Raw genomic sequence first — 23,719 nt, 5'->3', positions numbered from 1 at the left:
GCCGTCGATGCTTCATTCGACGGTGTAGTCGTCGGCGATGGCCGCCATCGCGTCGGCCAGGCGGTCGCGGTAGGTGTCGAGGTCGTCGCCCTCGATGGGGTTGCCGTGGATCGGCGCCACCGCCCGCACGTCGTACGCCTCGAAGATCCGGTCGAGCGCCGCCTCGACCTTGGCGGGGTCGACGTAGCGGAGCCACACGAGGTTGTCCTCGTGGTACGCGCGGATGGCCTCGGCGGGCGTCGCGTCCGGGAACTCCCCCGAGCGGTAGTCGCACTGGCCGGGGTCGTGGTAGTTGCCGAAGCCGTCGGCGGTGAACAGGACGCCGTCGGCGTGGTCGTAGATCCAGGTCGTGTGCGAGCGGTCGGCCAGCGGCGGGTCGATGAAGCTCAGCCGCCGCCCCTCGACCGTCATCGACCCGCCGATGTCGCACTTGCGGGCCTCGGGCAACCCCTGCTGGGCCGGCGAGGCCGACGACGCGACGAGTTCCACGTCCTCGGTGGCCCCGCCGAGGGGGCCGACGTTCGCCGCGTGGGGGTAGTCGGAATGGGAGAGGACGATGGCGTCCGGGCCCGCGCCGCCGGTCGCCGCGTCGACCGCTTCGGTGATCGCCTCGCGGTGGTAGAACGACCCCGAGTCGATCAGGACTGTGCCCCCCGGCGCGCGCAGGAGGTACAGCGAGACGTGCTCGTGGCGCCCCTCGTGGTCGTAACACTGGTTGACCCACTCGACGGAGTCGGTGACCGGAACCGTCGGGCCGGAACTGTTCCCCGACATGGTCACCCCAGGGTCCCGATCCGGCCGCGCTCGTCGACGGTCCGGGTCACCTCTTTCATCAGTTCCATGTAGTCGGTCGCGTCCTCCCGGATGACGAGCCCGTGGGCGGGCGCGACGATCTCCGGGTCGAACTTCTCGACGAGGTTGTCGATCTCGGCGTTGGTCCGCTCGACGTCGACGTACTGGTACCAGAACAGCACGCGGCCGTGGAACTCGACGAGCCGGTCGCGGTCGAACTCCCCGTCGAGTTCGTCGACGAACGACAGCGCCTCGTCCTCCCGGTGGACGAACCCCATCCAGTCGACGGGGAACAGCGTCTCAGTCTCCCGCTCGGTCATCCACACCGAGACCGGCGCGTCGAGGAACGTCGCCTCGTGGAACTCGACCGTCCGGTCGCCCAGGTCGAGTTCGTCGCCCTCCGTGACGTGGATGCCGTCGGCCAGGCGGTAGAGCTCGTGGTCGTTGCCGTAGCCGGGCGCGACGAGCGTCGCCTCCGGGTGTGCCTCCAGGATCGCGGCGGTGTTGCCCGCGTGTGGCACGTCCGGGTGCGAGACGACGAGGTAGTCCAGCCCGCGGTCCCCGACGAGGTCGTCGACCGCCTCCAGGACGTGCCCGGTGCTGGCCGGCGACAGCGTGTCGAACAGCAACGTCTCGTCGCCGCCGTCGACCAGGTACGCACACTGCGGGACGTATGCCGCCCGCCCCGGCTCGTACCACGACGGGTCGCGTTCGCCGAGGTCCCACGACGCGGTCCGGTCCGGCCCGGCTTCGTAGATCCAGTGGACGCCGGGCGCGATCTCGCGTGACATGCGCCGGCCTACGACGGATCCCCACAAAAGGCGCCGTGACGTTTCGCCGGCCCCCACTTAATGGCCGATGCACATCGAACCCCGACCGGGAGCACCTTCAGGCGGCTGTTCGCGGAAGGGAACGGTGGTATGACAGACAACGGAGCGAACGGCCCCGAGACGGGCCGCGGAAGCGCGGACGGCGCCGGCGCGCGCGGCGGCGCGGTCGCCGCGCCGGACCTGGACGCGCTGTTCGACCCCGGGTCGGTGGCGGTCGTCGGGGCGAGCCCCGATTCGTTCTACTCGGGCAACCTCGTCGAGAACCTCCTCGAGTACGGCTTCGACGGGACGCTGTACCCCGTCAATCCCGGCCGCGACGAGGTGTGGGGCCGGAAATGTTACGACGACATCGCGGACGTACCCGAGACGGTCGACCTCGCGGTCGTGAGCGTCCCGCGGGAGTACGTCGTCGACGTGGTCGGGACGGCCGGCGAACGGGGCGTCCCCGTCGCGCTGGTGCTGACCGCTGGCTTCGGCGAGGCCGACGACGAGGGGGCCGAACTGGAGGCGCAGCTCGCGGAGACGGCCGCCGAGGCGGGGATCCGGGTCGTCGGGCCGAACTGCATCGGCGTGATGGCCTCGCGGGGCGCGACGCTCACCTCGACGTGCTCCCGCGAGCCCGAGCCCGGCGGGATCGGGCTCGTGAGCCAGTCCGGCGCCCTCGCGTTCACGACCTTCTTCGAGCGGGCGGCCGACCGGGACCTGCACTTCAGCCACATCGTCTCGACGGGCAACGAGACGGACCTGTCGCTGACCGACTACGTGGCCTACCTCGCCGAGCAGCCGTCGGTCGAGGTAGTCTGCGCCTACGTCGAGGGGATCGACGACCCCGAGCGGTTCATGCGCGTCGCCGAGCGGGCCGTCCGGTCGGGGACGCCGGTGCTGACGGTGAAGATCGGCCAGTCCGACCTCGCCGAGGAAGCGACGCTCTCGCACACCGGTTCGCTGACCGGCAGCGACGACGCCTGGGCGGCCGCCTTCGACCAGACCGGCGTCGAGCGCGTCCCGGACATCCCCGACCTGCTCGCCCGCGCGAACGCCCACGCCGCCTACGACGCCCCCGACGGCGACCGCATCTGCGTCGCCTCGACCAGCGGCGGGCTCGCGAGCCTGCTCGCCGATATGGCCGCCGAGCGCGACCTCGCGCTCCCGGACATCGACGGCGAGACGGAGGAGGCGCTGCTGGACATCGAGGAACTACTGACCTACGGCGAGTTCCACAACCCCGCCGACATCCGGGGGTACGGCGCGGAAGTACTGCCCGAGATAGCCGACGCCGTCCTGGCCGACGACGCCTTCGACGCCTACGTCTTCGCGATCGGCCTCCCCGGCGTCGACGAGCGAGCCGAGACCATCGCCGCCGACCTCGAATCGGTCGTCGAGCGGGCCGACGACCCCGTCTACGTGCTCTGGACCGGCCGCAAGGAGCCCGACGATCCGACGGAAACGCCGCCGTACGCCCGACTTCGGGAGTCGGTCCCCGTCTACGAGGACCCCGGGCGCTGTCTGGACGCCGTCGCGTCGGCGACCGGCTTCGCCGCCGCCCGCGAGCGGCTGGCCGACCGGCCGCCGCGGGCCGCGCTCGCGGACGCCCGCGGGAGGACCGCCGACGAGCGGCCCGGGAGCGACCTCCCGACCGGCCGCGTGCTCACCTGGACCGAGGCCGAACCGCTGCTCTCGGCGTTCGACGTGCCGACCGTCGAGACGCGGGTTGCGACCGACGCCGACGCGGCCGCGGCCGCCGCGGTCGAACTGGACCGCCCGGTCGCGATGAAGGTCGACTCGCCGGCGCTCCCTCACCGCACGGACGCCGGGGCCGTCGAACTCGGCGTCGAATCGCCGGAGGCGGCGCGGGACGCCTATCGAGCCGTCCGGGCGGCCGCCCGCGAGCGCGTCGCCGACGACGACATCGCGGGCGTGCTCGTCCAGCCGATGGTCGCCGAGGGCGTCGAGTCGCTGGTCGGCGTTGCACCGGGCGACGTGTTCGACTCGCTGGTCACCGTCGGTCCCGGCGGCGTGCTGGTCGAGGCGCTCGACGAGAGCGCGACGCTCGTCCCGCCGTTCTCGCGGGCCGACGCCCGCCGAGCCGTCGAGGCGACCGCGCTCGCGGACCTGCTGACCGACCGCCGCGGGGGCGACCCCCTGCCGGTCGAACCGGTCGTCGACCTGCTCGTGAACGTCGGGGACCTGGCCGCCTCGGTCGACGCCGTGGCCGAACTCGACCTCAACCCCGTCGTCGTCACCGAGGACGGGCCGGTCGCCGTCGACGCGCTCGTCCGCACGAGCGACTGAACGGTACTTCTCTTCCGGTTCCGCGGATCGGGAACCGCCCGGCGAGTTCGCTCGAAAAAGTGACGGTCGAACCGGCTACCTACGGCGTCGCCTCGTCTTCGACTTCCTCACCCTCTGCCCGCTCGCGTTCGCGGGCGTATCGCTCCAGCAGCTCGTCCTCCACGTCCTCGACGGGGAAGAAGCAGGCCGCCTCGTGGCCGTCGTCGGCGAACGCCGAGCGGTCGGGGTCGGACCCCCGACACTCCTCGGTGGCCTTCGGACAGCGCGGCGCGAAGTTACACCCGCCCGGGAGGTCGACCGGGTTGGGCGGCTCGCCGGGCAGGAGGACCCGCTTTCGGTCCTCGGTCGGGTCGGCCTTCGGCGAGGCGGCCAGCAGCGACGCCGCGTAGGGGTGTTTCGGGTTCTCGACGACCTCGGCCGTGGGGCCGAGTTCGACGATCCGGCCGAGGTACATCACCGCCAGCCGGTCGGTGATCTGCGAGAGGCTCGCCAGGTCGTGGGAGATGTAGACGATGCCGATGTCGCGCTCGTCGGCCATCTCCCGCAGGATGTTGAGGATGTTGGCCTTCAGCGACACGTCGAGCATCGAGGCGGGCTCGTCGCAGATCAGCAGGTCGGGTTCGAGCACGAGCGCCTGCGCGATGGCGACCCGCTGGCGCTCGCCGCCCGACAGCTGGTCGGGGTGCTGGTCGAGGTACGCCTCCGGCGGGTTCAGCCCCACGTCAGCGACCGTCTCGCGGACGCGCCGCTCGGTCTCGTCGGGGGCGACCCCCTGGATCTTCAGCGGTTCGGAGACGGCCGCCCGCACGGTCTGGCGGGGGTTCAGCGAGTCGAACGGGTCCTGGAAGATGAACTGCACCTGCGAGCGGAACTCGGCGGTGTCCTCGTCGAGCAGCTCCTCGACGGACCGGCCCTCGAAGCGGATCTCGCCGCCGGTCCGGCTCTGCAGCGCCGAGACCACTTCGCCGAGCGTGGACTTGCCGCAGCCGGACTCGCCGGCGACGCCGACGATCTCCGACTCGTGGACGTTCAGGTCGACGCCGTTGACCGCCTTGACGTAGTCGGGGTCCTCGCCGAGCAGGTCGTCGAGGATCGGCTGGGACTGCTTGAAGTACTTCTCCAGGCCGTCGGTCTCCATGATCACGTCGCCCGTCTCCCGGGACTCCGAGTCGTCGGGCACGTCGATCCCCCACGTCTCGGGGTCTGCGGCCCGCTCCTGGAGGTCCTCGGCCTCGTCGGCGCGATAGCACGCAGACTGCTGGTCGCCGGCGTCGACCAGCGGCGGGTGGCCGTCCTCGCACTCCTCGGTGGCGAACGGACAGCGCTCGCGGAACACGCAGCCGGTCGGCTCGCCGACCAGATCGGGCAGCGACCCGGGGATCGAGATGGCCTGCTGGTCGAACTCGTCGACCTCGGGGAAGGCGTTTTTCAGCCCCATCGTGTAGGGGTTGCGCGGGTCGGCGAACACGTCGTCGGTGTCGCCCTGCTCCATCACCTTCCCGCCGTACAGCACCGACACCTCGTCGCAGGTCTCGGCGACGACGCCCACGTCGTGGGTGATCAGCAGGAGGGAACTGTCGACCTCCTCCTGGATCTCCATGAGCTTGTGGACGATCTTGTCCTGGACGATCACGTCCAGCCCGGTCGTCGGCTCGTCGGCGATGATGAGGTCGGGGTCGAGCGCGAGCGCCATCGCGATGGTGACCCGCTGGCGCATCCCCCCGGAGAACTCGTGTGGGTACTCGTCCGTCCGGGCGGGGTCGAGGCCGACGATCTCGAACACCTCGGCGACGCGCTCGTTCGCGGCGGCCGTCGAGGTGTCGCGGTGTTTCGTGATGGCCTGGCGGATCTGGGCGCCGACGGTCATCACGGGGTCCAGCGAGTCCATCGCGCTCTGGGGGATGTAGGCGATCTCCTCCCAGCGGAGTTCCTGCCACTCCGACTCCGACAGGTCGCGCAGTTCGCGGCCGTCGAAGCGGATGCTGCCCGAGCGGATCTCGCCGTTGTCGTCGAGCAGGCCGAGGACGGACTTGGCCAGCGTCGATTTGCCGCAGCCGGACTCGCCGACGAGGCCGTAGTTGTCCCCCTCCTCGATGGTGAACGAGACCTCGTTGACGGCGCGGACGTCGCTGCCGGGCATCCGATACGTGATCTTCACGTCGTCGACTTCGAGCAGACTCATTCTTGCTCACTCCGGAGTTCGGGGTTGACGATCTCCTCGAAGGCGCGGCCGACGAGGAAGACCGCGGTCGTGACGGCGGCGATGCCGATCGCGGGCGGGAGGACCCACCACCAGGCGACGCGCATCGCGCCCGAGCGGAACACCTGTTCGAGCATCCGGCCCCAGGAGGTCGTCGTCGGGTCGCCGAACCCGAGGAACGCCAGCGACGCGCCGGCGACGATCGACCACCCGACCGCGTAGGCCGTGTAGAGGAAGCCGATGCCGAGCACGTTCGGCGTCACGTGCAGGAACATCGTCCGCAGGTGGCCGGCGCCCCTCGCGCGGGCGGACTTGACGAAGGTGCGTTCCTTGACGGTCATGACCTCCGAGCGGATGACCCGCGCGGGCATCTTCCAGAGGAACAGCACCAGCACGGCCGTGATGAGCCAGACGTTCGGCGTCACGAACGACAGGATCACCAGCGACATCGGCAACAGCGGGAGCGCGAAGGTCAGGTCGGTCAGCCGCATCAGCAGCTCGTCGACGCGGCCGCCGAAGTAGCCGCTCGTGAGGCCGACGAGGAAGCCGAGCACGCCGGTCCCGACGCCGCCGAACAGCCCGATGATGAGCGTCGGCCGCGCGCCGGCGAGGAACTGGCTCAGCACGTCCTTCCCGAAGGAGGTCGTCCCGAGCGGCGCCTTCGGGCTGGGCGAGGAGAGGCGCATCATCGCCCCGCCGCGGCGGAGGGTGTCCTCGATCGGGTGGTGGGGCGCGAGCAGCGGCCCGAAGATCCCGATGAACACGAAGCCGGCCAGCGTCAGGAGGCCGACCTTCGCGCCGGTGTCCTGCCAGACGACCGCCAGCGTCCGGCGGGCGCGGTCGAACTCGTTTCGCAGCCTGTCCCTCGCGGTCTCGGTGTCGATGGAGTAGCCGGACATCAGACATCACCCGCCTCGACGGTGGGGTCGAGTTTGGCGTAGGCCACGTCCGCGGTGAGGTTCATCACGATGACCGCCAGCGCCATGATGAACACGGCGGCCTGAACGGTCGGGTAGTCCTGGTTGAGGATCGCCTGGACGAGCGCGCGGCCGATGCCCGGCCACGCGAAGACGACCTCCAGAGTGATCACCCCCTGGAACAGCATCCCCGTCCGCAGCGCGAAGTACGTCACCAGCGGCAACAGGGAGTTGCGGCCGGCGCGGGCGAGCTGTTCCATCTCCGAGAGCCCCTTCGCGCGGTGGAGCATGAGAAACTCCGAGCCCTTGCGCTCGACGACGGAGTTGCGCGCGAGCATCAGGAAGTCCCCGCTGTAGAACAGCACCGTCGCCGAGAAGGGGAGGATGTAGTGTCTCAGGAAGTCGACCGAGAGGTACGTCTGGGCGTACCCCTCGGGGTTTGCCATCGGGCTGCGCATCCCGAAGGCGGGCAGCCAGCCGAGGCCGTACGCGAAGACGATGAGCAGGAAGATGCCCGTCACGAAGACGGGGGTCGCGCGGAAGAACGTGGTGACGACGATCCCGGCCTGCTCGAACCGCGAGCCGCGAGTCCAGCCGGCGTACATCCCGGCGATCGAACTGATGACCGCCGTCACGACCAGCGCCGGCAACAGGAGCACGAGCGTATTCACCAGCGCCGGGACGATGATCTCGCCGACCGGCCGCTGCTGGGTCAGCGAGACGCCGAACTGCAGGGTGAACAGGTTCCGGACGTACTTGAGATACTGGACGTAGATCGGTTCGTCGAGCCCGTACATGGCCCGCAGCTCCGCGACCTGTTCCGGCGTCAGCGACCCCGAGGCGACCAGCCCGCTGAACGGGTCGCTGGGCAGCAGCCGCAGCGTCGCGAAGATGATGCTGACGGCGACCAGCGTCAGCACGGCCGCGATCGCGGTCCGCTTGATGAGGAATCGTCGGAAGCTCATCTGTCAGGAGAAGTCCTGCTGGTCCAACTCCGAGCGGGTGGCGTGGCCGTGCTCGACGCGCTCGGCGAAGGCGTCCCAGGCGTCGCCCTGGGGCCAGACGAGCATGTCGTTGCCGTCGAAGGTGTACCCCGCCTGCCGGAGCATCGTCCGCGCCCGGTCGACGTTGTACTCGTAGGGCTCGGTCTCGGCGACGTACGGCGTCAGCAGCGGCGAGAGGAGCCGCTGACCCTCGATGGCGGAGCCCCGGCCGCCGAGCACGTCGTCGACGAAGCCCTGCTTGTCGACGGCGTGGCTGAACGCGACGCGGAACGTCTTGTCGCGGAACAGCGGGACGATGTGGTTGAGGTGCACGTCGGTCGGGACGTAGTTGTCCGTCGTCTGCTTCTCGACGCCCTGGGCGTTGGCGGCGCGCTCGGCCTGCTGGTTGGAGACCGTCGTCCCGATGGCGTCGATGTCGCCCGACTGCATCGCGCCGATGAGCGTCGAGACGTTGCCGACGTTGGCCTCGACCATCTCGTCGATCCCGTCGCCGGCGACGAAGTGGTCGCCGAGGATCTCCTCGCGGGTGTCGTCGTCCCACAGCCAGTGGTTCTCGTGTTTCGAGAGGCGCAGTTCCTCGCCCTGCGACCAGTTCTCGAACTGGAAGGGGCCGGTCCCGACGGGGTTGTCGGGGTTGTACTCCCCGGGGCTGTCAACGTCGCTCCAGCGGTGCTGGGGGATGATCGCGCTACGGACCGCCCGCTGGGTGAGAAACGAGGCGTCGGGCTCGGTGAGGTTGAACCGCACGCGCCCGCCGCCGTCGTTCGAGAGCACCTCGACGCCCTCGATCGGCGTGTAGAACGGCCCCTGCTGGGGCGCCGTGTACTGCTTGTACATCTCGACGCTGAACTTCACGTCCTCGGGGCCGAACGACTCGCCGTCGTGCCAGGTGACCCCCTCGCGCAGGTCCATCTCGACGGTGGTGTCGTCGACGACCTCGTGGCCGGTCGCCAGCGCCGGGACGATCTCCAGTTCCGGCGAGGCGTCGTAGAGCCCGTCGTAGACGTTCAGCAGCCGCTTCTCCTCCTGGCCGCCCGAGGACCACGGCAGGTTCGTCCCCTGCATCCCGGAGGTGACGCCCTTGACCCACGTCGTCGAGTCGCCCTGGGGCTGGAGGTTGACCTGCGTCCAGATGAACGAGTCGCGGGTCGTCCCGTTGCCGGGCGTCGGGACGTACCCCTCCCAGTCGGCCGTGTTGGCGACCGTGATCACGTCCGGGAAGTTCGAGGCGATGAGGTAGGCGTCCTCGTTGAGCAGCTCCTGGACCTCCCGGCAGATCTCCGCGCGGGCCTCCGTGTCGCCGATTGTCTGGGCCTGCTCGTCGAGCAGCTCCGTGATCTCGTCGTTCTTGTAGTTGTAGTAGTTCCCCCCTGTCTCCGGGTGCGCGCGCATCAGGAACGGGTTGGGGTCGAGCCCGCGCTGTGGGTCGGGTCCGTGGAGGTTCATCGTCACCGGCACCGGGTGGCCGATGTCGGCCCGCCAGTACTCACCGTACCGGGTGCTGGGCTGGACGTTGATCAGGTTCGTCGGGACGCCGACGCTGTTGAACGACTCCTGGATCATCAGCGCGTGCTCGCGCATCCACGGCGTCTCCGACTGCGCGAAGTGCATATCGACCTCCGCGACGGACTCGCCCTCGACGGCCGCGTACTCGAACTGGACGGCCTCGTCGTTGACCGACGAGCCCTTCGTCTCGACGGGCCACTCCTCCCAGAACTGTGACTCGATCGAGCGGCCGTCGCCGCCACCACCGCCGCCACCGCCGCCACCGTCTCCGTCATCGCCACCGCCATCGCCGCCATCGCCACCGTCGCCGCCGTCGCCGCCCTGGTTCCCCGGACAACCGGCCATCCCCGCGAGCCCCACTGCGCCCGCGATGCGGATGAACCGTCGCCGCGATGTCTCACCTGTCTCGATCTCGAAGGGTTTGTCACGCGCCATGACATCACCTGCCTTTCCCCCTTACCCGCCTGAACCTACCCCCGATGCCGGCCAATCATAATCATTCTTTATGTGGGTGTGGATACCACGGGCCCCGATCACCCGATCCACACCCGAGAAAATAACGTACGATAGTTATAGAAACATACTTACATAAATTTCGATACCACTGTGTCGGGGTGGGCGAAACGGGCCCGGCGAAACTGGCGATTACCGGTCCCCGGTGTCCCCGGGGCCGGTTCCCTCGCCGGAGAAGACCAGGTCGAACAGCTGTTTCTCCGCGAGGCGGAGCCGTTCACTGAACGTCGACTGTGCGATCTCCAGCTCGGCGGCGATCTCGTCGGCGGAGGCCTCCCGGGGGGCGGCGAAGTACCCCATCGCGTGGGCGGTCCGGAGGACGGTGAGCTGCTCCCGGGAGAGTTCGTTCCGGACGACCCGTCCGAGCTGGCCGCTCCCGAGCGGTGCGCCGGTCGTCTCGACCTGGTTGACGCTCAGCAGTTCGAACCGCCCGAACTGTTCCTGGATCCGGTCGGCGAGCGTCCGGAAGTTCTCCCACTCGGCGACGGTGGCGACGCCGTCGAAGTGCCCGTCCGACAGCACGAGCCGGTTGGGGATCGCCTTGCCGCGCAGGATGACGCCGAGCAGGAACGGGTACGGTTCGTGAGCGACGACGGTCAGCCGGTCGGTCCGCTGGGCGGACCCGTCGTCGGAGATCCGCTCGTGGTGGAACAGCTCGACGCGCGACAGCGCCGCCACCGCCGTCTCGGGGTCGACGGTGCTCTCGGAGGTGACCAGCAGCGACTCGATCCAGTCGCCGTCGTCGGCGTAGAAGGCGTTCTCGAACTCGATACGCCGCACCGCCGGCAGTTCCGTAGCGAGTTCACCGACGACGCCCGACGGGACGGTCTGGAATTCGATGCGGAGTATCGTTGATCACCCGGTTCCCCGTGGCGCCTCTGTTACCACGACGGTCATTTAAGGGTTTGTTCACGTCGAGTGACTGGACCGGCGGATCGGAACCGCTCGCCCGCGAAAACCGAGGCACTGAGGCCGGCGGGCCGGCAGTAGGCACCTCCTAACGGACCGGTATAGACCGTCGCCGTCGAGCCCTCACAGCCGGTCCCGGAGGTCGGCGACGACCGCGTCGGTCCCGGCGTCGCCGCCCAGATCGGCCGTCCGCGGGGCGGACGCGTCGGCGAGCTGGTCGGCCACCCCGTCCCACACCGCGTCCGCCGCCCGCTGCTCCCCGACGTGCTCGAACAGCATCGACCACGACAGCGCCGCGGCCAGCGGGTTGGCGACGCCCTCGCCGGCGATGTCCGGGGCGCTCCCGTGGACCGGCTCGAACATCGAGGGGTACGCGTCGCCGGGGTGGACGTTCCCGGACGGCGCCAGCCCCATGCTCCCGGTGACCTGTGCGCCGATATCGGTGAGGATGTCGCCGAAGAGATTGGAAGCGACGAGCACGTCGAACGCCTCCGGCCGGCGGATCAGGTCCATGGCCGCCGCGTCGACGAGCAGCCGCTCGACCTCGACCGACGGGAACTCCGCGCTCACCTCCTCGACCACGTCGTCCCAGAACACCATGCTGTGGGCCTGGGCGTTCGACTTGGTGACGCTCGTCAGGCGGCCCTCGCGGTCGGCCGCCGCCTCGAACGCCGCGCGGACGATCCGCTCGGTCCCCTGGCGCGTGAACAGCGCGGACTGCACGGCGGTCTCGTGGTCGAACCCGCGGTGCTCCCGGCCGCCGACGTCGGCGTACTCCCCCTCCGTGTTCTCCCGGTAGACCACGAAGTCGATGTCGCCGCCCGTGTACCCCCGGAGCGGGCTCTCGATGCCCTCGAAGAGGACGCTCGGCCGCTTGCAGACGTACTGGTCGAACCCCTTCCGGATCGGCAACAGGAGCCCGTGGAGCGTCACGTGGTCCGGTACCTCCGGGTGGCCGACCGCGCCCAGGAAGATCGCGTCGAACTCGGCGAGCCGGTCGAGCCCGTCGTCGGGCATCATCGCCCCGCGGTCGAGGTACCGTTCCGTGCCCCAGTCGAACGTCGTTGTCTCGATCCCGAAGTCGAACGCCTCGGCGGCGTCCCTGACCAGCGGTGCCGTCGCGTCGACGACCTCCGGCCCGATCCCGTCGCCGGGGATCACCGCGATGTCGTACGTGGACATGACCGGCCGGTTCGGCAGGCGCCGGTTTGAATCTTGGTACCAGAAGCCACGTCCGAGAGAACGGCGCCGCGACGCTGGCCCACCGGTACGCGACCGCGCCCGTGGGTCCGGAATCCCGCCTCGCCCGGCTGACCAGGCTGACCGACTCACCGGGCCAGTGTCGATACCCGGGACAGCCGAACCACGCAGCTACCGGAACCAGCTATCCCGGCCAGCCAGTCCGAACAGCTGACAAACATAGCCAACCGGCTTAGCCAACAAGTATAGCCAAGTAGCTGAGCTAATCCAGATAGCTCACTCGTCCCGAGCACCCCACAGAGAAGCGCACCCGAGCAGCGCACCTGAGTAACTTATCTAATTGGCTTATCTAATTAACTTATCCACTTAGCCTATCCACTTAGCTCATCCAATTAACTCATCTGTCTAGCTCAGCTCGTCCACGACTGCGAGCTGAGCGGCAAGCGTTCGACGACGATCCAAAACCCCATAGAACACCGACTTCATAGCCCATCGAGCGCAGTTAGTGCTTCTGCCGGTCGGTTCCGATACATGCGACCGGACGGGATAGCCCCCCAACTTAGCTAAGCCGCTCAGCTATACCGTCTGACTAAGTTTTATAGCTGATTGGGACGACGGGCCGGATATGCTGGCCTACACGGTGTACTCGGAGGCGGGCGGTGTCGGGAAGACGACGCTCGCCGCGAACCTCGCGAAGGCGGAGGTCCGCGCCGGTCGCGACGTGCTCGTCGTCGACCTGGACACCCAGGAGGCGTCGCTGTCGTACCTGCTTGACGTGGCCGACGACCGCGACGACGACCAGGCCGACAGCCTCCTGCGACACATGATCGACCGCCCGCGCGGCGACTTCGCGGACCTGATCCGGACGAGCGAGGGGATCGACATCGTCCCGTCGCACAACATCCTCGAGTACGCGTCGAAACACCTGCGCCGCCGTGAGGAGGAGGCCGCCGACTTCGGCGAGTCGTGGAACCCGAACAAGCAACTGCTGCGCGTGCTCCGGGAGGCGGGCGTCCACGAGGCGTACGACACGCTCATCGTCGACCCGCCGGCGACCGCCGACATCAAACTCCACAACGCGATCCACGCGACCCGCCACCTCGTCATCCCCTTCGAGCCCAGCGGGAAGGGCTACGAGTCCGTCCAGGGCCTCGACCAGCTGGTCGGCGGGCTCGAAGACCAGCTCGGGATCGAGGTGGGCGTCCTCGCGGTCGTCCCGAACCGCTACAAGGGGATGAACGACCAGGACCGGTTCCTCGAGGAGATCGAGGCCGACGGCTGGGAGATCCCGATCCGGCTGCGCGAGCGGTCGTCGCTACTGGAAGGGTGCTGGGCCGAGCAATGTACCGCATTTCGCTATATCGACGAGCACCGCGAGCGCGAGCGCGACCACGAGCTCGAGACGATCGAGAAGGTCGAACGGCTCGCCGAGCGCATCCGCGAGACCCAGGCGGTGGAAGCATGAAACAGGGGTCGACCGACGACCCGTTCGCCGAGGAGCCCGACGACGGCACCGACGCCGACGAGACGGACACCGCGGCGTCCGAAGCCGGGACCGGTGCGAACGAGACGACCGGAGTGGCCGGTGAACCCGAGACAGCCGGCACGACCGACACCGCAGCCGTCGACTCGACCCGCGAGAGCGTCCAGCGCGGGTCGCTCCCGTACATCCACGCCCGCGACGGCGTCAAGGACGGCCGGACCCAGCGGCCGGTGTTCCTGCGCGACCACGTCGAGGCCGGCATCGACGACCTCGTCGCCGAGATGGAGGCCGAGCTCGGCGAGGACGTGTACAAGACGGACGTGACCGAGGCCGCGATGGCCGTCGCCCAGGAGAACCCGGAACTCGTCCTCGCGAAACTCGAGGAGTGGGGCTACGGCTGGAGCTGAGCCGCCGAACGGGTCACCTCACCTCGTTTTTCAGTTTTCGTCGGCCGCGGGCGTCAGTTCACCGTGTTCGGCCTCGACAGCGTCCATCGGGACCGCCAGCGTCGTCCGGTCGCTCCCGGCGAACAGCAGGTCCGTCGCGCGGAACCCGTCCTCGCCCTCGACCCCGATCAGGCTGCCGCTGTCGCCGGCGGCGCTCATCGGTCCGAACACGTCGATCCCCGTGAACAGCGTCGGCTCCTCGTGGTACCCCCGCACCCTGATGCGGGCGTCCCGACCGCGCAGGTCCCCCGTCGTCACGCCCGTCGTCCGCCCGCTCTTCGTGAACGTCGCGTCCGTCGACGGCTCGGTGAACCCTGCGAACTCGCCGATACCCAGGATCGAATCCTCGAAGTCGTCGGGGTCGACCTCCACGATGGCGCTGTCCGTCGTGTTCGGTTCGCCGGCGACGATCTCGCTGCCCTCGACGAGCGACCCGACGACGTCCTCGTCGGTCCCGCCGTCGGCCGGGCCGGGCTGGAGCACGTCGTCGCCCGGCTGGGCGACCCCGATCGGGGCCGCGACGTGCGCGTTCGTCAGGACGACCGTGGTCCCGTCTTCCGTTTCGAGGGGGGGACTGCCGAGCGTCCCCGCGGTGGTCTCGACGTGGCCGAACGAGACGCCGGCCGGCGCCGGCCGCCAGCGGCACTCGCGGTCGTACCGCTCCCCGGGTTCCGCGGCCGCCTGCGTCCGCACGTCGCCGACCTCCTGCACGTCGGTCTTGCACGTCGTGTCGTCGAACTCGATCTCCTCCGGGATCCGGTCGCGCTCAGAGAGCTGCGCCTCGGGGAGTTTCCGGGAGACGAGCACGATGAGCGCCTCCTCGTCGGTCTTCCGGTCGCCGACGCGCTTGGGACCGACCGCCGTCCCGACGACGTTCGCTCGCGACTCGATGTCGTCCCGGACCGATTCGGGGATCTCCATACGGAGTGTCCGCTCGGCTGTCACAAAACGGTTGCGACGATAGTATTACACGATGCCAGGAACAAACGGATTACATGTCAGGTGATTCGCCGGACGAGGGGAACGTCGAATCGCTGCGGATCGCTCGGGAAGAGGCCCAGCGGACGCTGAACTCGCAGCTGTCGACGCTCGACGACATCGACGCGAAGGCGCTGTCGGTGTTCCGGCTGAACGTCGCGGTCGTCGGCGTCCTGTTCTCGGTGCTCTCCGTCGCGGGCGCCAGCGACGTGACGGCGGTCGGAAGCGTGTTGAACCCGCCGGTCGGGGCGGGCGTCGCGCTGTTCGTCCTCTCGGCGGCCGCCGCGGGGTTGACCTACGCCACCGCGGGTCAGCGCGTCGGCGCCGACCCCGACGGACTGTCGGGGATGTGCGACGCCTCGGAGGCCGCCGCGCTGGAGCGGCTCGTCGACAGCTACGCCGACTGGATCCGGCACAACCAGCGGACCAACTTCCGGAAGGCGCTGCTGGTGACGCTGGCCATCCTCGGGACCGTCGCCGGCACGCTCGCCCTGAGCGTCGGCGTCGTCGCCGCGTTCACGGACCTGCTGTACCTCCCGGCCGGCGTCGCCGTCGCCGCCGTCATCCTCCTCGCCGCCGTCGTCAACCTCCCCAGCCAGATCGCCCGGATCACCCGCGAATCCGACGCCGTCGCGGGAACCGTCGCCGTCGAACGGACGGGCGACTCGGTCATGGCCGGCCAGCGCGCGTTCAGGGGTCGCGAGAGCGAGGAGTAGTCCACCGGGCGACGCTCGTCACGGCCGAAACGCTCTTTGTACCATATATCCGAATATACGACATGGTCAAGACGATTCGCGTCTCCGAGGAGTACCACGAGTGGCTCTCGGCGCACAAGCGACCCGACGAGACGATGGAGGAGACGCTCCGCCGGATGACTCGCGGGCCGAACCCCGACGACGTGGCGGGACTCCTGACGAGCGAGGAGGCCGAGCAGGCGAAGGCGGCCGTCGACGACCTGCGCGGCCGCGACGCCGACCGCTTCGCTGCCGCGCGAGCGGCCTTCGAGGACGACGACGAATGATACTCGACTCCTCGTACCTGTTCGACCTGATGGCCGAGGACCCCGACGCCTTCGAGAAGGGGAGCGAACTCGTCGAACGGGGGGAGATGCAGTGGCTACCGGTACCAGTGGTCGCGGAGACGTACTACGGCGTCACGACGGCCCGCAGCGATACGACCGAAGCAGAAGTCCGCAACCGGCTGCTCGGTTATCCGCGGATCGATATCGACGAGGAGGTGGCGCGCACGGCAGGCGAACTGCTTGCAGCAGCCGACGACGAAGCCGGGGCGCCGACGGGGATCGGCAGCAACGACGCATATATTGCGGCAATGGCGGAAATCCTCGACGACGCCGTCCTCACCGACAATGTGGACGACTTCGAGACGCTCGGCGTCCCGGTCGAGACGTACTGACAGGCCGGGCAGGACTCACTCTCGTCGTTCCAGCGTGACCTCGACGGGACCGTCCGGATGAACGGTCGACCCGACGGCGACCGCGATGTCGTCGGGGGCGTCGACGATCCGACACCGCTTCGCGACGGTCGCCAGCGCGAGTCGCAGTTCCATGCGCGCGAAGCGCATCCCGATGCAGTGGCGCGGGCCGCCGCCGAACGGGAAGTACGCGTACTCCGGGCGGTCGCCGGGCGGGTCGTCGACGTCGTCCCACCGGCTCGGGTCGAATTCGAGGGGGTCCGCCCACCACCGCTCGTCGGTGTGGACGTGGAACTGCGGCAGGGTGAGGAACGTGTCGGCGGGGATGCGGTAGCCGTCGACGGTGACCGGTCCGTCGGTCTCCCGGAAGATGGCCGCCGCCGGCGGGTACCGCCGCAGCGTCTCCCGGAGGACCTGCTCGGTGTATTCCAGGTCGGACAGGTCGGCGAGGGTCGCGCAGTCGCCGTCGAGGACGGTGTCGACCTCCGCGCGGAGCTGTTCTGCCACGTCGGGCCTCCGGCCGAGTTCGGCGAGCGCCCACGTGAGCGCGGTCGCGGTCGTCTCGTGGCCCGCGAACAGGAAGGTGACGAGCTGGCTGCGGATCTCCGACTCGTCCAGGTCGCCGTCGCTCCCCATCTCGACGAGCAGCGACAGCAGGTCCTCGCGACCGGAGTCGGGGTCGCGCTCGGCGAGCAACTCGTCGATCACCGCGTCGAGCCGCTCGATCCCCCGCCCGTAGCGGCGGTTCGCGGGCGTCGGCACCCACTGGGGGATCTCGGTGGCGACCGGGTTCCGGCTGGTGCGTTCGAGGATGGCCTCCGCGCCCGCTCGCACCGCGTCGCGGTACTCGTCGGCGTCGATCCCGAACAGCGTCTTCCCGAGCACCCGGAGCGTGTACGTCGAGGTCACCTCCGGGAGCTCGACGGCGTCGGCGTCCGCCCACTCGTCGGCCGCGGCGGCCGCGTAGGTCGCCATCGTCTCGGCGTAGGTCTCGACGCGCTCGCGGTAGAACAGCGGCTGCAGGCCCGTTCGCTGCCGGCGCCACTGTTCGCCGTCCGAGAGGAGCAGGCCGTCGGCGAGGGCGTCGACGCCGCCCGCGAGGTCGGGTTTGCGGAAGCGGTCGAAGTCGTCGACGAGCACCTGTTCGATGCCGTCGGGGTGGAGGACCGTCGCCATGTCGTACGTGCCCATCGAGAACCGCACCACGTCGCCGTGACTGGCGAGGTCATCGTAGAAGTCGTAGGGGTCGCGGGCGAACACGACCGCGCTCCCGACCAGCGGCACGCCCGAACGCTTCGGCGCGAGCGGCGCGTCTCCCGTCGTCCTGCTCATATCCGGTCGTCGGACCGCCGGCCCAATCGGCGTTGCCGCGTGGATACTCGGCGATTTAAGTGGACGGGGCCGAGCGGTCGGCGCGGTCCGTCCGAACGGCCGTCGCTCCGTACATCCCAACGTACTTGCCGCTCACGGCGGAGGATCCGACCGATGACCGAGCGCGCCGACACCGGTCCCGACTCGGGGCCGAGTCGCGTCTCCGAGCGGGCCCGGGCGGTCGAACCCCAGGGGATCCGCGAGATGTTCGACCTGGCGGCCGAGCAGGACGGCGACCTCGTCCACCTGGAGTTCGGCGAGCCGGACTTCGACACCCCGGACCATGTCGTCGCGGCCGCTCACGAGGCTGCGACCGCCGGGCACACGAACTACACCGCCAACGCCGGCATCGGGGAACTCCGGGGCGCGGTCGCCGACCACCTCGCCGACGACGGCGGGCCGAGACCCGACCCGGGCTCGGGGGTCGTCGTCACGACCGGCGGCGTCGAGGCGCTGCACCTCGCCATTCACGCGGTCGTCGATCCCGGCGACGAGGTCGTCGTGCCGACGCCGGCGTGGCCAAATCCGATCTCGCAGGCGAAACTCGCCGACGCCACGCCCGTCGAGGTGCCGATGCCCGCCGGGGCGGGGTTCGCGCCCGACCCGGAACGGATCGTCGACGCGATCGGTCCCGACACCGCGGTCGTTCTCCTCACCTCGCCGTCGAACCCGACGGGACGGGTGTTCCCGGAGTCGGCGGTCGAGCGCGTCGTCAGGGCGGCCGCCGACCACGACGCCTTCGTCCTCGCCGACGAGGTGTATCGCCAGTTGACCTACGCGGAGCGGCCGCCCCGGACCGCGGCAGTCGCCGACCGCATCGACCGCGAGTCGTGGGTGCTCACCGTCGGCTCCGTCTCGAAGGCCTACGCGATGACCGGCTGGCGAGTCGGCTGGCTCGCCGGCCCCCGGGACGTGGTCGGCCAGGTGACGAAGATCCGCGAGAGTACGACCTCCTGCGTCAACACGCCCGCCCAGTACGCCGCCCTCGGCGCGCTGACCGGCCCGCGCGAGCCCGTCGACGAGATGCGCGAGGCCTTCGCCGAGCGGCGGGCGTACGTCCTCGACCGCATCGACGGGATCCCGGCGGTTTCGGTCGCCCCGCCGGAGGGCGCGTTCTACGCGTTCGTCGACGTGAGCGCGCTGTCCGGGACCGACACCGAGATCGCCGAGCGGCTGCTCACCGACCGCGGCGTCGTGACCGCGCCGGGCTCGGCGTTCGGCGCCGGCGGCGAGGGACACCTCCGCCTGAGCTTCGCGAACGGGCTCGACCGGCTGGAAGCCGGGCTGGACCGCTTCGCGGCGATGGTCGAGGCCGACGCGACGGATCGGTAGCGGTCGGGCCGTCGACCCCCGAACCGTTTTGCACAGGGGCTTCGACACACCGACGATGCCGCTGCGCGTCCTCCACTACGCCGACGTCGAGGCGGCTTACGACGACCCCGAGCGGATCGGCCGACTCGCTGGGCTGGTCGACCAGCTGCGCGACGACGCGACGCTCGTCTGCGGCGGCGGGGACGACACCGGCCCGGGCGTCCTCTCGGTCGTGACCGACGGCCGGCAGTCGCTCGACTTCTTCCGCGGGGTCGACCCGGACGCGGAGGTGTTCGGGAACCACGACTTCGACCACGGGCTCGACGCCCTCCTGTCGGTCGTCGCCGACTCACCCCAGCCCTGGCTGTGCGCGAACGCGACCCGCGACGGCGCCCGGTTCGGCCGGGACGCGGGCGTCGAACCCTGGACCGTGGTTGAGGCCGGCGGGGAACGCGTCGGACTCGTCGGCGTCGCCCACCCCGAGACCGCCGCGATCAACCCCGCGGCTGCCCCCGTCGAGTTCGCGGACCCGATCCCGGCCGCCCGGACCGCGCTCGACGCGCTGCGCGACCGCGGCGTCGACCGGACGGTCGTCGTCTCCCACTGCGGCGACGACACGGCCCTCGCGCGGGCGGTCGACGCGGACCTCGTCCTCGGCGGCCACGACCACGAGCCCCGCGCCGACCGCGTCGCGGGGACGCTCGTCTGTCGCCCCGGCGGGGAAGGCCGCACCCTGCTGGAAGTGACCTTCGAGGGCAATCGCCCGACTGCGACCCACCACGAGGGAGCCGGAGCGCCCGTCCACCCGGGCGTCGCCGGGGCGATCCGCGACCGGATGGCGGCGACCGGACTCGCTGACGTAGCGGGGACCGCCGACGACCCGATCGTCTGCGACATGGCGGCGTGCAAGCGGGGCGAGAGCCGGCTGGGGAACCTGATCACCGACGCCCACCGCTGGAAGGCGGACGCCGACGTGGCGGTGAACTCGGGCGGCGGGTTCCGCCGCCGCGAGCCGCTCTCCGGGGACGTGACCGCCTTCGACCTCGTCCGGGTCGTCCCGTATTCGTCCGATCTCGCTGTAATACGCCTCGGGGGCGAGCGACTCCGCGACGCGCTCGCTGGGCTGGCGCTGGCCTCCGCACCCGACGACCTCCCGGAGTGGCACTTCGGCCACGTCAGCGGCGCCAGCGTCGTCTGGGACGACGCGGCCGGGGAACTCCGGGAAGCGCGCGTCGACGGCGCGCCGGTTGACCCCGACGGGACCTACACCCTCGCGACCACCGAGTTCTTCGCGGAGATCGAGACGCTGTTCCCCGCCATCGGCCCGGGAGACGTGGTCGAGACGCTCGGCCCTCAGTACGAGGCCGTCGTCGAGTACGTCCGGGAACACGGTCTCGAGGTCGGGACCGACGGACGGATCCGCCGGCCGACGCTCGACCCCGGCGCCGTCCCGGAACGCGACTGGCCTCACAGTCCCTGACGCGGCGGGCGAACGGGAGGGGCGCCGACCGGGCGAGTTCGGCAGGATCGAATCTCGGCGAGCCGTCAGTGATGATCCGCGTGAACACGGTCTTCTTGAGTGCGTGTCCCGATAGCACGACGTGGGGACGAGCCGTTCGACACGAGTCAGCCCCGTGTCCCGATCTCGTCCCATTCGAACGCGACCCCGTCGCCGGGGGCGTCCCGCGTCGAGCGGAGCGATGGCGTTAACTTGCGAGACCGACACCGCCCCGCTATGGATCCGGAGGACAACAGGCGGGGCTGGGCCGACCGCTCGGAGAAGTACTCCCCCGAGTACTACGCCGAGATCGGCCCCAACGAGGTGAGCGAGACGATCGCCGACGCGTTCGACTACTACCTCGACGACGGGGCGGCGATCCTCGAGGTCGGCTGCGGCTCCGGCCGCCACCTCGCCCACCTCCGCGACCGCGGCTTCGAGAACCTCGCCGGGATCGACATCAACGCAGACTCCTTCGACGTGATGGCCGACCGCTACCCCCGGCTGGCGGAGACGGGCGACTTCCGGACCGGCGCGGTCGAGGACCTGCTCCCGGAGTACGACGACGGCGCCTTCGACGCCGTCTTCTCGGTCGAGACGCTCCAGCACATCCACCCCGACGACGAGCGGGTGTTCGAGGAGCTGACGCGGGTCGCGGGCGACCTGCTGGTCACCGCCGAGAACGAGGGCAACAGCCCCCGGCGCGGCCGCGGCGAGGCCGAGGTGAGCCGCGTCGACGACGAGTTCCCGCTCTTCCACCGCGACTGGCGGGCGGTGTTCACCGACCTCGGCTGCGCCCAGCTGCTCTCCGAGCCCACCAGCCGCGACACCATCCGCGTCTTCCGCGTGTCGTCGGCGACCCGTCGCTGACGACACGCGGGGTCGGGTCACTGGCGACTCAAGGGGAGCGGGACGAGCGTGACGGCGAGGGCTGTCAGGCCAGCCGGAACGTCTCGAGGTTCTTCGGCGCGACGGTCCGCATGTTGAACTTCTCGTAGAGCGCCGACGAGAGCTGGTCGGTCGACGATTCGTCGCCGTGGACACAGAGGACCGTCTCCGGGCGGGGGTTCATCGTCTGGACGAACGTCTCCAGGCCCTGGCGGTCGGCGTGGCCGGAGAAGCCGTCGACCGTCTCGACGCCCATGTTCAGGGCGACCCGGTCGGCCCCGCGGCCCGACGTGTCGTTCAGCGAGATCTCGTCGCGGCCCTGCTGGATCTGGCGGCCGAGCGTCCCCTCGGCCTGGTAGCCGACGAACACCAGCGTATTGTCCGGCTCGCCGCCCAGCAGGCGCAGCCAGGACATCACCGGGCCGCCGGTGATCATCCCCGAGGTCGTCAGGATGATGGCCGGCTCGTCGTCGGTGATGTCCCGGCGCATCTCGTCGCCGCCGTCGACCTGGTGGAACTGCTCGGCGAGGAACGGGTTGTCGTCCTCGTAGAGGATCCGGTCGCGGAGCCGCTTGCGGAGGTGGTCGGGGTAGGCGGCGTGGATCGCCGTCGCCTCGCGGATCATCCCGTCGAGATACACCGGCATCGTCGGGATCCGGCCCTCGCGCATCGCCTCCTCCAGGACGAGCATGAGCTCCTGCGAGCGGCCGACCGCGAACGCCGGGACCAGGATCTTCCCGCCCTTCGCGTGGGCCTCGTTGATGACCGTCTCGAGCTTGCGCTCGGAGTCCTCCTGGTCGGTCTGGTAGTCGTCGCGCCCGCCGTAGGTCGACTCCAAGATTAGTGTCTCGACCCGCGGGAAGTCGTTGACGGCGCCGTCGAGCAGGCGCGTGTCCCGGTAGTGGATGTCCCCGGAGAAGGCGACGTTGTAGAACCCCTCGCCGACGTGGAAGTGCGAGACGGCCGACCCGAGGATGTGGCCGGCGTTGTGCATCGTTAGCTTCACGTCGGGCGCGATGTCGGTGACGTTGCCGTACTCGACGGGGATCGTGTGTTTGAGCGCCTTCCGGACCATCGCGCTGTCGTACGGGGGCGTCCGACCCTCCTTCGACGCCACGTCGAGGTAGTCGAGCTGGAGCAGGCCCATCAGGTCGCGGGTCGGCTCGGTCGTGTAGATGGGGCCGTCGTAGCCGTACTTGAACAGGATCGGGATCAGCGCCGAGTGGTCGAGGTGGGCGTGGGTGAGCACGACGGCGTCGATGGAGTCGGGGCCCGCCGCGAGCGCCTCCGGCGCCTGGAGGTAGGGCACCTCGCCCTCGGCGCCGGGCTTGTCGCCGCAGTCGATGAGCACGCGGGTCTCCGGCGTCGACAGGAGGAACGAGGCGCGGCCGACCTCGCGACAGCAGCCCAGCGTGGTGACGCGGACCCACTGCTCGTCGGCCGTCGGCTGGCGGTGGATCTGCCGGCCGACCTCCTCGAGGATGTCGCGGCGGTCGTCGCGCTCCTGCTTGAGGAAGTTGCGGACGTTCGAGACGGTCGAGGACTCGATGGGGGGCGTCCGGACCACCTCGGGCGTCCAGCCGACCGCGGCCCGGATCTCGTCGAGCGTCTCGCCGTGGCGGCCGATGACCATACCGGGCTCCTCGGCCTCGATGAGCACCTCGCCGGTCGACCCGTCGAAGTCGAGCGACTGGACCCCGGCGTCGTCCGGGATCGTCTCGCGGATCACTCCCTCGGCCTCCCGCTCGGGCACGAGCGCCTCGGCGGTCGGCCGGACGGTGATGCGTTTCTTGAACGTGCTCGCCAGGTTCGGGACGAGCCGGTCGCGCTCGGCGAACGCCTCCACGTCGGGGGTGTAGACCACCAGGTCCGGCCCCTCGAACTGGACGCTGTCGATCGCGATGTCGTCCGGTGTCTCTTCGTCGACCCGTGCGCGTATCTCGTCGAGTGAATCGTGTGTCGTTTTCATGCGTTTCCTTCGGATCTGCGCGGACACGCCGCAAGAACCGCGGAACTCCCGACGGCTGTCGGGCTGATACATAGACCCTGTTCGAGCGCGAGTAAGAATCTTCCCTTCCTGTCCGACGGCGGCCGGCCTGCCGTTCGAGCGGGCGCGCCCGCCGGCGTAGCAGTGTCGGCCGCGACCGGGA

At 69.9% G+C, this 23,719-nt stretch carries 20 protein-coding genes; 9 read left to right on the top strand and 11 right to left on the bottom strand.

Annotated features, from left to right (window positions below; all coding sequences use genetic code 11):
• Nucleotides 1-12 precede the first annotated feature (12 nt).
• Nucleotides 13-774 carry an MBL fold metallo-hydrolase gene (locus E3328_RS20840; protein ID WP_135366582.1) on the bottom strand — a complete coding sequence of 254 codons (762 nt, stop codon included), beginning with the start codon at nucleotides 772-774 and terminating at the stop codon, nucleotides 13-15.
• Between the two features lie 2 nt (nucleotides 775-776).
• Nucleotides 777-1,583, bottom strand: a complete 807-nt coding sequence (locus tag E3328_RS20835) for an oxygen-binding di-iron domain-containing protein (protein ID WP_135366581.1) — start codon at nucleotides 1,581-1,583, stop codon at nucleotides 777-779.
• Nucleotides 1,584-1,712: 129 nt separating this feature from the next.
• Between E3328_RS20835 and E3328_RS20830 the strand changes: the two genes are divergently transcribed.
• The gene (locus E3328_RS20830) at nucleotides 1,713-3,914 is read left to right on the top strand and encodes an acetate--CoA ligase family protein (protein ID WP_135366580.1); all 2,202 of its coding nucleotides are present in this window, start codon (nucleotides 1,713-1,715) and stop codon (nucleotides 3,912-3,914) included.
• Between the two features lie 79 nt (nucleotides 3,915-3,993).
• Here the strand turns inward: E3328_RS20830 and E3328_RS20825 are convergent, their stop codons facing one another.
• From E3328_RS20825 to E3328_RS20800, 6 genes are all read right to left on the bottom strand, one after another.
• Nucleotides 3,994-6,096 (bottom strand): dipeptide ABC transporter ATP-binding protein, encoded by a 2,103-nt coding sequence (locus E3328_RS20825; RefSeq protein ID WP_135366579.1) that lies wholly within the window; start codon nucleotides 6,094-6,096, stop codon nucleotides 3,994-3,996.
• On the bottom strand, nucleotides 6,093-7,013 hold the full coding sequence (locus E3328_RS20820) for an ABC transporter permease (RefSeq protein WP_135366578.1): 921 nt from the start codon (nucleotides 7,011-7,013) through the stop codon (nucleotides 6,093-6,095). Before E3328_RS20820 ends, E3328_RS20825 begins: the two co-directional genes overlap by 4 nt.
• Nucleotides 7,013-7,996, bottom strand: coding sequence for an ABC transporter permease (locus E3328_RS20815; RefSeq protein ID WP_135366577.1), 984 nt, complete (start codon nucleotides 7,994-7,996; stop codon nucleotides 7,013-7,015). Before E3328_RS20815 ends, E3328_RS20820 begins: the two co-directional genes overlap by 1 nt.
• Before the next feature lie 3 nt (nucleotides 7,997-7,999).
• Entirely contained in the window at nucleotides 8,000-9,976 is a 1,977-nt protein-coding gene (locus tag E3328_RS20810; RefSeq protein ID WP_209452255.1) for an ABC transporter substrate-binding protein, read from the bottom strand.
• A 210-nt stretch (nucleotides 9,977-10,186) separates the two neighbouring features.
• A complete protein-coding gene (locus tag E3328_RS20805; protein ID WP_342775123.1) occupies nucleotides 10,187-10,834 on the bottom strand; it encodes a helix-turn-helix domain-containing protein in 648 nt (215 codons plus the stop codon).
• 252 nt (nucleotides 10,835-11,086) lie between these two features.
• On the bottom strand, nucleotides 11,087-12,145 hold the full coding sequence (locus tag E3328_RS20800) for an isocitrate/isopropylmalate dehydrogenase family protein (RefSeq protein ID WP_135366575.1): 1,059 nt from the start codon (nucleotides 12,143-12,145) through the stop codon (nucleotides 11,087-11,089).
• A gap of 643 nt (nucleotides 12,146-12,788) precedes the next feature.
• On the opposite strand from E3328_RS20800, the gene E3328_RS20795 reads away from it, so the two are divergent.
• Nucleotides 12,789-13,628, top strand: coding sequence for a ParA family protein (locus E3328_RS20795; RefSeq protein WP_135366574.1), 840 nt, complete (start codon nucleotides 12,789-12,791; stop codon nucleotides 13,626-13,628).
• On the top strand, nucleotides 13,625-14,053 hold the full coding sequence (locus E3328_RS20790) for a DUF7970 domain-containing protein (protein WP_135366573.1): 429 nt from the start codon (nucleotides 13,625-13,627) through the stop codon (nucleotides 14,051-14,053). Before E3328_RS20795 ends, E3328_RS20790 begins: the two co-directional genes overlap by 4 nt.
• A 30-nt stretch (nucleotides 14,054-14,083) precedes the next feature.
• Here E3328_RS20790 and E3328_RS20785 read toward each other — a convergent pair whose 3' ends face one another.
• Nucleotides 14,084-15,013 (bottom strand): hypothetical protein, encoded by a 930-nt coding sequence (locus E3328_RS20785; protein ID WP_135366572.1) that lies wholly within the window; start codon nucleotides 15,011-15,013, stop codon nucleotides 14,084-14,086.
• Between the two features lie 74 nt (nucleotides 15,014-15,087).
• Between E3328_RS20785 and E3328_RS20780 the strand changes: the two genes are divergently transcribed.
• From E3328_RS20780 to E3328_RS20770, 3 genes are all read left to right on the top strand, one after another.
• Complete coding sequence (locus tag E3328_RS20780) at nucleotides 15,088-15,786, top strand: hypothetical protein (RefSeq protein WP_135366571.1); 699 nt, start codon at nucleotides 15,088-15,090, stop codon at nucleotides 15,784-15,786.
• Between the two features lie 62 nt (nucleotides 15,787-15,848).
• Nucleotides 15,849-16,091 (top strand): hypothetical protein, encoded by a 243-nt coding sequence (locus tag E3328_RS20775; RefSeq protein ID WP_135366570.1) that lies wholly within the window; start codon nucleotides 15,849-15,851, stop codon nucleotides 16,089-16,091.
• The gene (locus E3328_RS20770; protein WP_135366569.1) at nucleotides 16,088-16,483 is read left to right on the top strand and encodes a PIN domain-containing protein; all 396 of its coding nucleotides are present in this window, start codon (nucleotides 16,088-16,090) and stop codon (nucleotides 16,481-16,483) included. The genes E3328_RS20775 and E3328_RS20770 overlap by 4 nt, the downstream gene beginning before the upstream one ends.
• 15 nt (nucleotides 16,484-16,498) lie before the next feature.
• On the opposite strand, the gene E3328_RS20765 is transcribed toward E3328_RS20770, so the two are convergent.
• A complete protein-coding gene (locus E3328_RS20765; protein WP_135366568.1) occupies nucleotides 16,499-17,833 on the bottom strand; it encodes a cytochrome P450 in 1,335 nt (444 codons plus the stop codon).
• A 153-nt stretch (nucleotides 17,834-17,986) separates the two neighbouring features.
• Here E3328_RS20765 and E3328_RS20760 point away from each other — a divergent pair, with 153 nt between their 5' ends.
• From E3328_RS20760 to E3328_RS20750, 3 genes are all read left to right on the top strand, one after another.
• Nucleotides 17,987-19,204, top strand: a complete 1,218-nt coding sequence (locus tag E3328_RS20760) for a pyridoxal phosphate-dependent aminotransferase (RefSeq protein ID WP_135366567.1) — start codon at nucleotides 17,987-17,989, stop codon at nucleotides 19,202-19,204.
• A gap of 55 nt (nucleotides 19,205-19,259) precedes the next feature.
• Nucleotides 19,260-20,663, top strand: coding sequence for a bifunctional metallophosphatase/5'-nucleotidase (locus E3328_RS20755; RefSeq protein WP_135366566.1), 1,404 nt, complete (start codon nucleotides 19,260-19,262; stop codon nucleotides 20,661-20,663).
• Between the two features lie 255 nt (nucleotides 20,664-20,918).
• Entirely contained in the window at nucleotides 20,919-21,551 is a 633-nt protein-coding gene (locus tag E3328_RS20750) for a class I SAM-dependent methyltransferase (protein ID WP_135366565.1), read from the top strand.
• A 64-nt stretch (nucleotides 21,552-21,615) separates the two neighbouring features.
• Here E3328_RS20750 and E3328_RS20745 read toward each other — a convergent pair whose 3' ends face one another.
• Nucleotides 21,616-23,538 (bottom strand): beta-CASP ribonuclease aCPSF1, encoded by a 1,923-nt coding sequence (locus E3328_RS20745; RefSeq protein ID WP_135366564.1) that lies wholly within the window; start codon nucleotides 23,536-23,538, stop codon nucleotides 21,616-21,618.
• Between the last annotated feature and the right edge of the window lie 181 nt (nucleotides 23,539-23,719).

It is taken from the genome of Halosimplex halophilum, assembly GCF_004698125.1.
In the GTDB taxonomy this organism is placed as follows: Archaea; Halobacteriota; Halobacteria; order Halobacteriales; family Haloarculaceae; genus Halosimplex; species Halosimplex halophilum.
The sequence above is the reverse complement of the archived record's forward strand: the minus strand, read 5'-3'. Positions and strand labels throughout refer to the sequence as shown.

What these genes read in the sequence shown, in the direction of transcription:
- E3328_RS20840 (WP_135366582.1), bottom strand. Translation starts at nt 774, where the DNA reads ATGTCGGGGAACAGTTCCGGCCCGACGGTTCCGGTCACCGACTCCGTC.
- E3328_RS20835 (WP_135366581.1), bottom strand. Translation starts at nt 1,583, where the DNA reads ATGTCACGCGAGATCGCGCCCGGCGTCCACTGGATCTACGAAGCCGGG.
- E3328_RS20830 (WP_135366580.1), top strand. Translation starts at nt 1,713, where the DNA reads ATGACAGACAACGGAGCGAACGGCCCCGAGACGGGCCGCGGAAGCGCG.
- E3328_RS20825 (WP_135366579.1), bottom strand. Translation starts at nt 6,096, where the DNA reads ATGAGTCTGCTCGAAGTCGACGACGTGAAGATCACGTATCGGATGCCC.
- E3328_RS20820 (WP_135366578.1), bottom strand. Translation starts at nt 7,013, where the DNA reads ATGTCCGGCTACTCCATCGACACCGAGACCGCGAGGGACAGGCTGCGA.
- E3328_RS20815 (WP_135366577.1), bottom strand. Translation starts at nt 7,996, where the DNA reads ATGAGCTTCCGACGATTCCTCATCAAGCGGACCGCGATCGCGGCCGTG.
- E3328_RS20810 (WP_209452255.1), bottom strand. Translation starts at nt 9,976, where the DNA reads ATGGCGCGTGACAAACCCTTCGAGATCGAGACAGGTGAGACATCGCGG.
- E3328_RS20800 (WP_135366575.1), bottom strand. Translation starts at nt 12,145, where the DNA reads ATGTCCACGTACGACATCGCGGTGATCCCCGGCGACGGGATCGGGCCG.
- E3328_RS20795 (WP_135366574.1), top strand. Translation starts at nt 12,789, where the DNA reads ATGCTGGCCTACACGGTGTACTCGGAGGCGGGCGGTGTCGGGAAGACG.
- E3328_RS20790 (WP_135366573.1), top strand. Translation starts at nt 13,625, where the DNA reads ATGAAACAGGGGTCGACCGACGACCCGTTCGCCGAGGAGCCCGACGAC.
- E3328_RS20785 (WP_135366572.1), bottom strand. Translation starts at nt 15,013, where the DNA reads ATGGAGATCCCCGAATCGGTCCGGGACGACATCGAGTCGCGAGCGAAC.
- E3328_RS20780 (WP_135366571.1), top strand. Translation starts at nt 15,088, where the DNA reads ATGTCAGGTGATTCGCCGGACGAGGGGAACGTCGAATCGCTGCGGATC.
- E3328_RS20775 (WP_135366570.1), top strand. Translation starts at nt 15,849, where the DNA reads ATGGTCAAGACGATTCGCGTCTCCGAGGAGTACCACGAGTGGCTCTCG.
- E3328_RS20770 (WP_135366569.1), top strand. Translation starts at nt 16,088, where the DNA reads ATGATACTCGACTCCTCGTACCTGTTCGACCTGATGGCCGAGGACCCC.
- E3328_RS20765 (WP_135366568.1), bottom strand. Translation starts at nt 17,833, where the DNA reads ATGAGCAGGACGACGGGAGACGCGCCGCTCGCGCCGAAGCGTTCGGGC.
- E3328_RS20760 (WP_135366567.1), top strand. Translation starts at nt 17,987, where the DNA reads ATGACCGAGCGCGCCGACACCGGTCCCGACTCGGGGCCGAGTCGCGTC.
- E3328_RS20755 (WP_135366566.1), top strand. Translation starts at nt 19,260, where the DNA reads ATGCCGCTGCGCGTCCTCCACTACGCCGACGTCGAGGCGGCTTACGAC.
- E3328_RS20750 (WP_135366565.1), top strand. Translation starts at nt 20,919, where the DNA reads ATGGATCCGGAGGACAACAGGCGGGGCTGGGCCGACCGCTCGGAGAAG.
- E3328_RS20745 (WP_135366564.1), bottom strand. Translation starts at nt 23,538, where the DNA reads ATGAAAACGACACACGATTCACTCGACGAGATACGCGCACGGGTCGAC.